At 27.5% G+C, this 13,348-nt stretch carries 10 protein-coding genes; 4 read left to right on the top strand and 6 right to left on the bottom strand.

Annotated features, from left to right (window positions below; all coding sequences use genetic code 11):
* Positions 1-792 precede the first annotated feature (792 nt).
* The 4 genes from ACWPW7_RS07920 (at position 793) to ACWPW7_RS07905 (ending at position 5,259) form a co-directional block, all read left to right on the top strand.
* The gene (locus ACWPW7_RS07920) at positions 793-2,103 is read left to right on the top strand and encodes a putative DNA modification/repair radical SAM protein (RefSeq protein WP_454053076.1); all 1,311 of its coding nucleotides are present in this window, start codon (positions 793-795) and stop codon (positions 2,101-2,103) included.
* Positions 2,104-2,292: 189 nt separating this feature from the next.
* The gene (locus ACWPW7_RS07915; protein ID WP_454053075.1) at positions 2,293-3,036 is read left to right on the top strand and encodes a TIGR03915 family putative DNA repair protein; all 744 of its coding nucleotides are present in this window, start codon (positions 2,293-2,295) and stop codon (positions 3,034-3,036) included.
* A gap of 141 nt (positions 3,037-3,177) precedes the next feature.
* Complete coding sequence (locus ACWPW7_RS07910) at positions 3,178-4,743, top strand: chloride channel protein (RefSeq protein WP_454053074.1); 1,566 nt, start codon at positions 3,178-3,180, stop codon at positions 4,741-4,743.
* Between the two features lie 276 nt (positions 4,744-5,019).
* Complete coding sequence (locus tag ACWPW7_RS07905; RefSeq protein ID WP_454053073.1) at positions 5,020-5,259, top strand: hypothetical protein; 240 nt, start codon at positions 5,020-5,022, stop codon at positions 5,257-5,259.
* Between the two features lie 103 nt (positions 5,260-5,362).
* On the opposite strand, the gene ACWPW7_RS07900 is transcribed toward ACWPW7_RS07905, so the two are convergent.
* From ACWPW7_RS07900 to ACWPW7_RS07875, 6 genes are all read right to left on the bottom strand, one after another.
* The gene (locus tag ACWPW7_RS07900; RefSeq protein ID WP_454053072.1) at positions 5,363-6,169 is read right to left on the bottom strand and encodes an energy-coupling factor ABC transporter ATP-binding protein; all 807 of its coding nucleotides are present in this window, start codon (positions 6,167-6,169) and stop codon (positions 5,363-5,365) included.
* Positions 6,150-7,007: an energy-coupling factor ABC transporter ATP-binding protein gene (locus tag ACWPW7_RS07895; protein ID WP_454053071.1), complete on the bottom strand. Its 858-nt coding sequence runs from the start codon at positions 7,005-7,007 to the stop codon at positions 6,150-6,152. Before ACWPW7_RS07895 ends, ACWPW7_RS07900 begins: the two co-directional genes overlap by 20 nt.
* Positions 6,995-7,771 (bottom strand): energy-coupling factor transporter transmembrane component T family protein, encoded by a 777-nt coding sequence (locus ACWPW7_RS07890; RefSeq protein ID WP_454053070.1) that lies wholly within the window; start codon positions 7,769-7,771, stop codon positions 6,995-6,997. Before ACWPW7_RS07890 ends, ACWPW7_RS07895 begins: the two co-directional genes overlap by 13 nt.
* A gap of 148 nt (positions 7,772-7,919) precedes the next feature.
* Positions 7,920-8,522: an ECF transporter S component gene (locus ACWPW7_RS07885; RefSeq protein WP_454053069.1), complete on the bottom strand. Its 603-nt coding sequence runs from the start codon at positions 8,520-8,522 to the stop codon at positions 7,920-7,922.
* A gap of 1,028 nt (positions 8,523-9,550) precedes the next feature.
* A complete protein-coding gene (locus ACWPW7_RS07880; RefSeq protein ID WP_454053068.1) occupies positions 9,551-11,686 on the bottom strand; it encodes a sensor domain-containing protein in 2,136 nt (711 codons plus the stop codon).
* Positions 11,687-11,954: 268 nt separating this feature from the next.
* Positions 11,955-13,118: an iron-containing alcohol dehydrogenase gene (locus ACWPW7_RS07875; protein WP_454053067.1), complete on the bottom strand. Its 1,164-nt coding sequence runs from the start codon at positions 13,116-13,118 to the stop codon at positions 11,955-11,957.
* Between the last annotated feature and the right edge of the window lie 230 nt (positions 13,119-13,348).

Here is a 13,348-nt window from a genome sequence, read left to right as displayed (position 1 = left end):
TCTCTTAAAGCTATTTCTACAACATAACTATTATAATAAGAACTAGACTCTACATTAGCTTTTATATATTGTATTTCTTCATCCAACATACTATTATATCCATTTTTAATATCAAAATTAAAAACTCGTCCTTGTCTATAGCAACTTAACCCTCTATTAAATGTACCTAAATCTGTCAATTGTTTTATACTTTGTGCATTAATACTCAAAATCTTAACACCTCGTTATGTTTTATTCCTATCTAAATATTATAACCTAATTTTATATTTGCAACATTAGACATATTTTAAAATAACTAGTTAACAAATTAATGTGTCTATTATAATAAATTATATTTTTATTATAATTAGGACTGTCCAATTCACAATGCAAAATTCACAATTGTGGAAATTTCTCAGCATAGGCTGAAAAATTTAGAATTAATTTATTTTTGAAGTTACGAAGTAACTTCTTATAAAAACTAGCAATTGTATTGCTAATGAAAAATTCATTAAAGAAATTAGTTTGATCAAAACTAATTTCCACCGCATTGTGAATTATGAATTGTGAACTGCGCATTATTTTAAGTTATGAATTGAGGTATCTTCTTCTATTTTTAGATTGATAACTATAATATTTATAATAATTTTATATACTTTCCCCCTACAACCATGCGAACATATGTGCTATAATTGATTCAAATGTAAATATATAAGCTTAAAAAATCAATAAATATGTGAAAATATTAGAACTATTGAGTTCACAACTTTGTCAATTTACAGTGTATTATTTTAATTAAGGGGAAATAGTATTATGAATATAATGGATAAACTTAAAATATTATCAGATGCTGCAAAATATGATGTCTCCTGTTCTTCTAGTGGAAGCAATAGAAAAAATACTAAAGATGGTATAGGTAATGCTAGTGTTAGTGGTATATGTCATAGCTTTGCATCAGATGGTAGATGTATTTCTCTTCTAAAAATACTCCTAACTAACTATTGCATTTATGATTGCGTTTATTGCATAAATAGAATAAGTAACGATGTTCCTAGAGCCTTTTTTACTCCCCAGGAGATCATCGATTTAACTATAAACTTTTATCAAAGAAATTATATAGAAGGATTATTTTTAAGTTCTGCAATAATACAAAATGCTAATTATACTATGGAACTATTATTAAAAGTTGTTAAAAGTTTAAGACTTGAATATAAATTTAATGGATATATTCACGTTAAAGCTATTCCTGGTGCTGATGATGCTTTAATTGAAGAAGCTGGAAAATATGTAGATAGAATGAGTATTAACATTGAACTTCCCTCCTCTCAAGGACTAAAATTATTGGCACCTCAGAAATCTAAAGAAAATATACTAAAACCTATGGATTTTATAAAAAATCAAATAATTCATTCAGTAGATAATAAAAAACGCTTTAAATCTGCCCCTTCCTTTGTTCCTGGAGGTCAAAGTACACAACTTATTGTAGGTGCAACCAAAGAAAGTGATTTTGATATATTAAAATTATGTGAAGGGCTTTATAACAAGTACTCTTTAAAAAGAGTATATTATTCTGCTTATGTACCTGTTAACAATAGTCCTAAGCTACCAGATATAAAAAATCCTCCACTACTTAGAGAAAATAGATTATATCAAGCTGACTGGCTTTTAAGATTCTATGGATTTAAAGCCTCCGAGCTTTTAAATGAAACTAATCCTAATTTTCACGAAAAACTAGATCCTAAAATTACGTACGCTCTTAATAACATAGATAAATTTCCTGTGGAAATTAATACTGCATCATATGAATTATTGCTTAGAATCCCAGGTATAGGAGTGAGATCTGCAAAAAGAATTGTATTAACTAGAAAAGTGTCCTTTTTAAGTTTCGATGATATAAAAAAATTAGGTGTAGTATTAAAGAGAGCTCAATATTTTATAACCTGTAGAGGAAAGTACTATGGTGATGTAGGATTTGATAGAGACAAAATAGAAAATAGATTATTAATAAAAGAAGAAAAACTTAAGACAACAAACTCCAATTATGAACAACTTTCTTTCTTCTCTACTGTTCCTACCATATATAAAAAAGAGGATAAAGTTAAAGCGATTACAGGAGAGATTTAATACAATTGAGAATTGACAATTGACAATTAAGGTTGAAATTATTTTAGACAAAATAATTTCTTTAATTATATGACGAACACTGTTCGCCGCTACATTTAATCAATTCTAAATTTCTCAGTTTCTGCTGAGAAATATCCACAATTGTCCATTGTCAATAGTCAATTCTCAATTGAATATAAGAGGTGTTCTATGATTGTTTATATTTTTGATGGAAGTTTTGAAGGGTATTTAACCTCCATTTATGAAAGTTATTATAATAATAAAAAACCTAATTTAATTATTACTGAAGCAAACTATGAGCCAAATTTAATAGATGAATTTATAAATATATCTACTAACTATGAAAAAGCTAATAAGGTTTATAAATCCATGAATAAAAATTTTTCTTATGAAGTGATAAAAAACATAATTTATTGTTTTTTAAGTAGCTATTCTAATACTTATACTTTACTTTATAAATATATTAGATTAGGCTTTAAATTGGGAAATGAAATTGAACTTCATCTTCATAATGAAATTGTAATGGAAATTGTTAAGATTGTAAGAAGAGTTAACGTTGAAAGACATAGTATGTTGGGTTTTGTAAGATTTAAAAAAATAGGAGATAACCATTATTACTCAGCTATTGAGCCTGATCATAATATTTTAACATTAATTGCTCCTCACTTCTCTTCAAGGTTTTCTAATGAAAATTTTATAATCCATGACCTTAAAAGAAATTTAGCTATTATAAATAAAAATGACACTTGGAGTATAGATGTGTTGACAAAAGAAGATGGAAAAGTATTTCTAAATGCAAAAGATGAAGGAGAATATGAAACTCTATGGAAAAATTATTTTAACTCTACATCCATCAGTAGTCGTGAAAATTTAAAACTTCAACGTCAGCATATGCCTATCAGATATTGGAAGCATTTAACTGAAAAATTATAATTAATATATAATCTTATCTGGTATAAATATAATATTTATACCTTTCAATTTTCTCATTATATAACTTTAATTTGAAAATTCTCCGTTTAATTCTTATAATAGTTATGGGCTTAATTTTTTAAAATTAAAGAAGGTGATATTTTGAGTAAAGATAGCAATACCCTTAAAGCTTTATCTCATTGGCAAAATTTTAAACAAAAGCTTATTCTAAAATCAATTTTAGTAGGAGCTTTTTCTGGACTTATTGCAGTACTTTACAGATTTACTTTAGAAAAAATGGAACATTTAAGCCAAAATATCTATAAGTTTCAAAGAACAAATTATTGGTTTATTCCACTCTGGTTTATTCTTCTTATAGCCCTAGCATTAATAGTAGGTTTTATAGTAAAAAAAGAACCTATGATTAGTGGTAGCGGTATCCCCCAAGTTGAAGGTACAGTTCTCGGGCCATTAAAAATGAATTGGTTAAAAGTTGCTATATCAAAATTTGTAGGAGGTGCACTTTCTATTTTAGGAGGGCTTTCCTTAGGTAGAGAAGGTCCATCTATACAGATAGGAGCTGCTATAGGTCAAGGTGTTTCAAAAGGATTAAATTCTGATCACAATGAAGAAAGATATCTAATCACTAGTGGTGCTAGTGCTGGACTTGCTGCTGCTTTTAATGCTCCTTTAGCAGGTGTTATATTTTCTTTAGAAGAAGTACACAAAAGCTTCTCTCCATTAATATTATTAAGTACAATGACAGCATCTATAACTGCAGATTTTACTTCTAAACTATTTTTTGGCTTTAACACCGCCTTTAAATTTGACAATTTATCTTCATTACCTCTAAGTAGTTATGGTTATCTAATTATCCTAGGTGTAATTATTGGTATAGGAGGAGTAATATTTAACTCACTTCTTGTAAAAGCCTTAAATTTATATAATAGTCAGAAATGGCTACCGCCTCAATTTAGAATTATAATTCCCTTTGTGATAGCTGGAATATTAGGGTTAATACTTCCTCAAGTATTAGGTGGAGGTCATAGCCTTGTAATGTCTATAATTGAAAAAAATCCTACATTAAAAATTTTATTCATACTTCTAATAGTTAAATTTTTATTTACTATGATAAGTTTTGGTTCCGGTGCACCAGGTGGAATATTCCTTCCACTCTTAGTAATAGGTGCAATTATAGGATGTATATATGGAAATATTTTAGTAAACTTAGGGTTGACTTCTCCTGATTATATACATAATTTTATGATATTAGCTATGGCAGGATACTTAACTGCAATAGTCCGTGCCCCTATTACTGGTGCAGTATTAATTACTGAAATGACCGGATCTTTAAGCCACTTATTATCTTTATCTATAGTATCTATAATAGGATATTTAGTTGCAGACTTTTTAGGTTCAAAACCTATTTATGAAACTCTCTTACACAGATTGTTAAGTAAAGAAAAAAATGATAATTTTCCAATAAATGAAGCGAAGAAAACAATATTAGAAATTCCTGTTTCTATATGTTCCTACTTAGACAAGAAAAAGATTAAAGATATTCAATGGCCAGAAAATTGCCTTTTAGTTGGAATACAAAGAAGTGGAGTTGAAATTATTCCTAAAGGAGATACCTATATTTTAGGTGGAGATTACCTTGTAGTCCTTGCTGATGAAGATAAAAGTAGTAATATTACAGAGTATCTTATGAAAATAGCATATGAATAAAAAAAATCCTGATTACTCAGGGTTTTTTTGTTGAAATTAAATATACAAAAACAATTGATTTTTTAGTATTATAATTTAGAAATATTCAACTCATAACTTTTTCAATTCACAATTCACAATGCAAAATTCACAATTTTGGACATTTCTCAGCAATAGCTGAGAAATTATAATTGATTTATCTTTGAAGTTACGTAGTCACCTCTATTAAAAAATCTATTTAAAGAAATTAATTTGTAAAATTAATTTCCACCACAGTTGTCAATTTTCCATTCTCAATTGTCTAACTGTAGGGGCGAACATTGTTCGCCAGAAAACTTAAATCTGTTCCCATTATCAGATATTGGACAGATAGTTGATATTTCAATAAACAATATTTTGAAATATTATCCTAATACTAAAATTGATAACTATATTATTATATCAAATCATATTCATATAATCATAGTGGCAGAATTTGATGATACTAGATATACAAAAAGAACTGGCGAACAATGTTCGCCCCTACTAAAAAACTAACAATTGTATTGTTAGTTTAAAATCAGTTAAAGAAATTAGTTTGATAAAACTAATTTCCTCCTTAATTCTTCATCTTTCATACTTAATTCTTAATCTCTATATTTTATCTATATACTCTTTTATATGTCTCAATAAACTCATCTACTGTTAAAAAAGTATGGTTATATCCTAGTTTCTTACAAAGTTGAGTTATGTGAGGTGCTTCTAAATAAGCCTTATTTATTATCTCTTCTTTTGAAAATACATCTCTTGTATTTCCATCTAGAAGTATTTGTCCTTTGTTAAAAACTATAGTTCTTTCAAAGCATTCTGCAACAAAGTCCATATCATGAATTATCGTTATTACTAATTTTCTTTGTTCTTTTAACTTCTCTATAATCTGCTTTATCTTTTCTCTTCCTTTATAATCTTGAGCAATAGTAGGTTCATCCAAGATTATAATATCGGTGTTCATTGCTATAATAGAAGCAATAGATATTAATTTTCTATCAGATAATCCCAAATCATAGGGATTATCATTTAATTTATTTCCTAACCCTACCATTTCTAGTGCATTCATAGAATTTTCCATAGCCTTATCTTTAGGTAATCCTATATTTAACGGACCAAACATAACTTCATCTATTATTTTATTCTTAAAAATTTGATCATTAGGATTTTGAAAAACTAATCCTATATGCTTTGATAGCTCTGCCACTGTAATTTCTTTAGTATTCATATTATGAATAAATATATCTCCACTACAAGGCTTTAATAATCCCTTCAGGAGCTTTACAAAAGTTGTTTTGCCTGCACCATTTTGTCCCACTATAGCAGTAGCAGTTGAATCAAAATCTAAATTAATATTTTTTAAAATTTTCTCACCTTTTTTATAGGAAAAGTTCAAATTATTAACTATAATTTTTTTCATTGCTCTTCACCACCAAATCATAAGCTTCTTCTAGAGTTATTGGATATAGTTCTGTTTTACTACTTTTAATATTTAATTCTCTACAAATTTTAGTAAAGGATGGATAATTTACTCCATAATCTAATAAATCATCTCTTGAAAATATCTTTTCTGGTACATCAAAATCTATAATTTTCCCATCATGAAGAAGTAATACCTTATTAGAATATTTAGCTATTTTCTCTATCTTATGTTCTACCATTATTACTGTCATATCTTCTTTGCTTAAATTCTGAACTGCTCTAAACACCTCTTCTGAGCCTTGTGGATCAAGCTGTGAGGTAGGTTCGTCTAATATAATTATTTCGGGCTTCATTGCTATGATACTAGCAATTGCCATTCTTTGCATTTGTCCTCCAGATAAATCAAAAGGATTTTTATCCTTATATTTATATATATCTAAAAGCTTTAAAGCATAGTCTATTCTCTCTACCATTTCTTCTCTTTTAATTCCCATATTTTCAAGTCCAAAGGCTATTTCTTCATAGAGTGTAAGCTTAGAACCAGTAATTTGAGTAAATGGATTTTGAAATACAATTCCAACCTTTAAACATATATCACTAATATTGCTTTCTTTAATCTCCATTCCATCGATTATTACCTTTCCACCATAGGCTCCACGATAAAAATGAGGTACGAGTCCTACTAAAGCTTGGCAAAGTGTGGATTTTCCTGAGCCATTTTCTCCTACTATACCTATAAATTCTCCTTTTTCTACTTTAAAGGAAATATTCTTTAAAGCCAAATCCTCATTTAAAGGGTATCTGTATTTTAAGCTATCTACAACTATCTTCTCCATAATATAACCCTCCAAATTAATGCTAAAACTATAGATAATATTAAAAACCACTTAATTCCACTATCATAACTTGAACTCTGGCTTTCATTTAAGAAACTTTTCTTTATCTTCGAATTAAACCCTCTCACTTCTAAAGCCATGGCTCTTTCTCTAGTAACAATTAAGGAATTCATAACTACAGGTCCTATTAATGGAAAAAAAGCTTTTATTCTTGTTAAAAGCTTTCCTTCTGTCTCCATCCCCCTAGATCTTTGAGCATCTGTTATAGTTCCCATAGTAGAGCTCATTTCAGGAATAATTTGAAGTACAGAACTCAGTACATAACCTATTTTAGGAGATAGTCCTTTTCTAACTAATTCTTCAATTAAATCCGAAGGCCTAGTAGTAAGTATTAATATTGAAAATCCACATAATATATTTATAACTCTTATACAAATCCTTAAAGCATAAAATAACCCTTCTCTATAAAAGGTAAAATTTCCTACAGAAAAAGCAGGTGTTATATTATCAGCTTTAAATAACCCTTGAATTAAAATAATTGAAAATAATAAAATTGAACTAACGCCTAAAAGAGGAATAACTTTTTTAAAAACTTTACCAACTAATAATATAAAAATACTAATAGCTAAACATATTAACCCCATAGTTACTGTAGGAATTATTATTGGTATAAGAATTGATACTACTATATACATAATCTTATTTATTGGATTTATTTTATGTATTATGGTGTTCTGTTCTGAATATAGTGCTAAACTCTTCATTATATAAGCCTCCTTACAGTTTAGAGCAATGCACAATTTACAATTTAACTTTTCTTAAGTCCTTTGCCAATTAACTTAATTATAAATTGTGCATCCTGTATTAAAAGAAATTATGAATTTAAAAAGTTTAAATTAAGTTTTTTCTATATTATAAAGTCTCTATATTATTATCATTTTTATAAAGAATTGTGAGTTTTTTAGGTAAATTTTTAAATATTCCGTAAGCAACAATCACCGTAGCAATTTTATCTGGAATATCCACAACTAACTCATCTAAAAAAGATGCTAACCATAATGGACTTTTATTTGCTGTTAATACTGCAAATACGCTATCTCCCCAAATATTTCCGGTTTGTCCACCCCAAAAAATTATATTCAATGGAGTAGATATAACTGTTGAAACTAATGCAACTATAAGACCTGTAAACACCGCTTTTGGTAATGTATCTAGCCATCCTTTATGGGCTAAAACCCCTACTGTAATTCCTATTCCCAAACTAGTAAATGCATAAACAAAAGATATTGGATTCATGGTTAGTCCATAAATTACATTGTTAACTACCCCACAAATTCCTCCTATTATTGGACCTGCAAGCATACTAGCAAGCAATGTTCCTATCGCATCTAACCATAGTGGAAGTTTTAATATCTCTGCAAAACTTTTACCAATATAGTTAATACCTACTGCTGCCGGTATAAGAACTAATGCTGCAGTATTAAATTTAAATGACCAAATACTTTTTTTACTCATATATTTTCCCCCTTAAATAATTTACATTTAGGGCAATATTTTAAGTTATTACATACATATAGATATACTAGTTCTAAAATTAATATATATAAATAATTGATATTTCTTAGTATCATAGCTGAAACTGTTGAATACACAATTCACAGTTCACAATTAACAATTATGGATATTTCTCAACAGAAGCTGAGAAATATAAAATTATTTATTTTTGAAGTGATATAATCACTTTTTATCCAGTAAATTTAGCTATATTACTTATTTCTTTTATTTTAGTTAAATAAATAGGTGTTGTTTCTAAACATACTGCACCTCAGGGGAACCCTTATACAATTAAAAATTGACTATTGAGGATGGAGAATTACTGACACTTCTTCTTTATGGAAGAAGTTTTAGATTAATTTATTTTTTAAGTTCCAAAGTTACTTTTATTAAAAATCTATTTAAAGAAATTAATTTATAAAATTAATTTCAACCATAATTGTGCATTATCCATTCTCAATTCTCCATTGATTAAACTGTTCCCCAGAGGTGAAACCTAGCAATATATTACTAGTAAAAATTAGTTTAAGAAATTGATTCATATAGAATTAATTTCAACCATAATTGTCAATTCTCAATTCTCAATTGCTTCAATGTGTAGCTCTATTCAGTCATAAATCAACTTTTCAGATAGTTTATCTATATTTTATTATAACTTTTATCTATACCCCATACCCATTATTATGTAAATTATAACATTAGTTTCTTTAATATACAATTTTTGATAATTAAATAACATATATTTACACATCATTTTTTTATTTTTGTAGAAATTTATTTAAGGTATAAATAAAGAATTTCTATGAAAAAAATATAACAAATAGAACCATGATAAAATCATGGTTCTATTTGTTATAATATACCTAAAATTTTTCAACTAATAATATTTTTAATATATTTAAACTGTATCTCAAATATATTACTTCTATCTAATAAGTTTAGAATTATATAAATCTATAAAAAAGGTTAAGTATTAAAAACTAACTTAATTATTTGTTCTTTAAAAATTTAACTGTTTCTTCAAATATCATAGGTTTAGCATAATAATATCCCTGTATAATATCACAGTTATTAGCCTTTAAATACTTAATCTGTTCTTCCGTTTCCACCCCTTCAGCTATTACTGAAAGCTTTAAGCTATGTGCAAGTTTTATAAGTCCATCAATAATATGCTCACTTTTTTTATTAATTCCTATATCATCTATAAAGCTTTTATCTATTTTTAAACAATCTAAATTTAAAAGCTTTAAATACTTTAATGGTGATAATCCTGTACCAAAATCATCTAGTGAAATACTCATACCATATTTATGAAGCTTATCTAAAACATCTAAATTTTTCTCCAATACGTCAATTATAACACTTTCTGTTATTTCTAATTCTATATATTTAGGATCTAAATTATATTTTTTTAATATATTTATAAAATTATTAGTCAGATTTTTATCTTCAAGTTGTACCTTAGAAAGATTTACGGATATTTTAAAATTATCATATCCCATATCTAAAAGTTCTCTGCATTTTTTGCAAGCTTCATCAAAAACAAACCTTCCTATTGGTATTATTGTCTTAGTATATTCAGCAATAGGAATAAATTCCACAGGAGATATAAAGCCTTTTTCTAAATGTTTCCATCGAATCAATGCCTCTAGACCCACCATTTCTTCATTATCAGCGCTAATTTTAGGTTGAAATACTAAATACATTTCATTCTTATTTAATGCTTCACTTAAATCTTTTTCTATAGAAAATATTCTATTTACTTTTTCTAAATCATTAAATTCAAATAAATAATGCTGATTTTTTCCTAAACTTTTTGCTTTATACATAGCCATATCAGCTTTATAAACTAAATCAGAAAGTATTTCGCCGTGATCAGGATAAAGTGCCATGCCTATACTTACACTTATAAAAACTTCATTGTCAAATATCTTAACAGGAGAATTAAATAACTTTATAATTTGTTTAGCTCTATTCTCTAAATCTATATATCCTTTTATGTGTTCAATGAGAAAGGAAAATTCGTCACCACTAAATCTACAAAGTATATCATCTTCTCCAACCATTAATTTTAATCTTTCAGCAACTTGACGTAGAAGTTCATCACCATAATTATGCCCAAAGGTATCGTTTATATGTTTAAAACCATCTATATCTACAGATATTAATGCAATCTTCTCTTTCTTTTTTAAAGAAGCATCTATTTCTTTTTTTATTAATGCTTCTCGTAAAAAAAATCTATTAGGCAACCCTGTAAGATCATCATTATATTGTAATCTTCCATATTTGCTTTTTTCAAATTTCTCTTTGGTTATATCTTTGATTGATACATATAAGTAATCTTTATTACCTAATTCATCAAAAGTAGCTTTACTTCTAGTTTCTAGCCAAACAATCTCGTTATTTGCATTTAGTATTCTATACTGATCAGCATAATAAACTTCATTACTATTTAAAAATTCTTTAATACCTTTACAATAGCTTTCCTTATCTTCATCATATATATATTCCATCCAATGCCTATAGTATTTTATCTTTTCATTTGCCTTATCATCTCCAAGTATATTATTTATAGATGAACTAAAATTCATAATTTTTTTCTTTAAATCCACCTCACAAATACTATCTAATGATCCAGCAATAGTTAATCTATTTTTTATTTGATTTTCTACTAAAGCTAATTGTTGTTTTTTTTGTTCTGTTATTTCTATTATAAATCCTGATGCTAAGTTTATATTCTCTTTTTTACTTCTGTATATTTTTCCACTACATCTAACCCATTTAATATTTTCATCTTTCTGTATTATTCTATATTCATGGGAAAATTCTTTATCATTAGAAATTTTTATTTTTTCAAGAAAGCAAATAAAAAGGGGATACAAATCTTCCGGATGCACAAACTTAGACAAAGAGTTTATACTATTTATAGATTGTGAACTACCTTCTATTCCTAATAACTGATCGCCTTTGCTACTTAAATAAAATTCATCGGTATTTAAATTCCATTCCCAAATAGCCCCATCAAAAGCACTTAAGGCTAAATTACATCTTTTCTCTTCTATAGAAAGAGAATGGTATTCTTCTGAAAAAAAATAATCATAATAATTTTTAGCTTTATCAATCAATTTTTAACACCTCATGCCTAATTAAGATTTCCATTGTCATCAATTCTTTGTATTCCAAAAAATTTGTATTATTTGCATGTATTTTGTAAATAAATATATATATTCATTTATCATATTCCATATTCTACAACTTATTCTAAAATCCTCTTACAATAAAAGGCTATTGATACAACATCAATAGCCTTTTATTTGTTAGCTTTTCAATTTTTATAGTTATCTTTTAGTAGTAAAAATTAAGAAGCAGTAATTACTGATTTCCATTATAATATTATAGTGCTCTTTTATATATTTCTAATATATCTTCTGAAGTTAGAGGCGGATAATTTCCTACTTTTCCGTCCCCTGCGCATTGCTTAGCCATAATTTCTAATTTATCTTTTCCTATTCCCACTTCTCTTAAAGTCATAGGGATACCTAAAGATTTTATGAAATCTCTTGTTTTATTTATAGCTTCCTTAGCAGTTTTATATTTATCTTTATCAGCTTCTAAATTCCATACATTTATTCCATACTCAGCAATATCATCTACAGTATCCTCATTTAAAATATATTCCATCCACACAGGAGTTAATATACCTAATCCTACTCCATGAGTTATATCATAAAACGCACTTAGTTCATGTTCCATGTCGTGTACTGACCAGTTTGTATCCTTTCCATAACTCAATAAACCGTTAATAGCAAGACTTGATGCCCACATTAAATTTGCTCGTGCTTCATAGTTTTCTGGTTCATTAAATGCTATTGGTCCATAATGAAAAACTGTTTTTAATAATCCTTCTGCCATTCTATTTTGAAGAAATGCAGTTTTTGTTGGAGTAAAATAAACTTCAAATATATGGCTCATAATATCTACTGCCCCTGCTGCTGTTTGATTTTTTGGCACAGTGTAAGTATAAGTTGGATCCAAAATTGAAAATTTAGGTGAAAGAGCTGGATGTCCTGCTGCAAGCTTTTGGTTAGTTTCAAGATTACTTATAACTCCTCCCCTATTCATTTCAGAACCAGTTGCAGATAAAGTAAGTATTGAAGCTAATGGCAATGCTTTTGTAATATCTCCCTTACCAATAAAGAAATCCCATGGATCTCCATCATAATAATATCCACCTGCAATAAATTTAGAACAATCTATTACACTGCCTCCTCCTATTGCAAGGATGAAATCTACATTATTTTCTCTACAAAGCTTGATCCCCTCTCTTACACTGGTAATACGAGGATTGGGTTCTACCCCTGCAAGTTCTAGAAAGTCTATATTATTTTCTTTTAATATATTAGTAATTTTATCGTATAGTCCTGTTTTTTTTATGCTTCCTCCACCATAAACTAAAAGAACTTTATTTCCATACTTCTTTATTTCCTTACCTAAGACCTTTATCTTTCCTTCACCAAAAAATATTTCAGTCGGTATGCTGTAAACAAAATTTAACATAAATGCACCTCCAAATATAATACATGTTATTGTTTAGATATCTTCATACCCTCAAGGCATCTTATAAAAATAACTTGTGAGTATAATAATCTATTTTATATCACTCTATGTTATCATAGCCTGTTTATAGTCATCTTATGAATATAAGCTATTCCCTTATCTTACATAGAATATTGATAACATCTTTCACTAGATATTTTACTTTAGACACCTAATTATAAATTTTATTC

This window comes from Clostridium sp. Marseille-Q7071 (genome assembly GCF_965112025.1).
This window is presented reverse-complemented; position numbering and strand designations above follow the sequence as displayed.

Bases quoted from the DNA above. Each gene is read 5' to 3' on its own strand.
- ACWPW7_RS07890 (WP_454053070.1), bottom strand. From the start codon at position 7,771: ATGAAGAGTTTAGCACTATATTCAGAACAGAACACCATAATACATAAA.
- ACWPW7_RS07900 (WP_454053072.1), bottom strand. From the start codon at position 6,169: ATGAAAAAAATTATAGTTAATAATTTGAACTTTTCCTATAAAAAAGGT.
- ACWPW7_RS07885 (WP_454053069.1), bottom strand. From the start codon at position 8,522: ATGAGTAAAAAAAGTATTTGGTCATTTAAATTTAATACTGCAGCATTA.
- ACWPW7_RS07875 (WP_454053067.1), bottom strand. From the start codon at position 13,118: ATGTTAAATTTTGTTTACAGCATACCGACTGAAATATTTTTTGGTGAA.
- ACWPW7_RS07915 (WP_454053075.1), top strand. From the start codon at position 2,293: ATGATTGTTTATATTTTTGATGGAAGTTTTGAAGGGTATTTAACCTCC.
- ACWPW7_RS07920 (WP_454053076.1), top strand. From the start codon at position 793: ATGAATATAATGGATAAACTTAAAATATTATCAGATGCTGCAAAATAT.
- ACWPW7_RS07895 (WP_454053071.1), bottom strand. From the start codon at position 7,007: ATGGAGAAGATAGTTGTAGATAGCTTAAAATACAGATACCCTTTAAAT.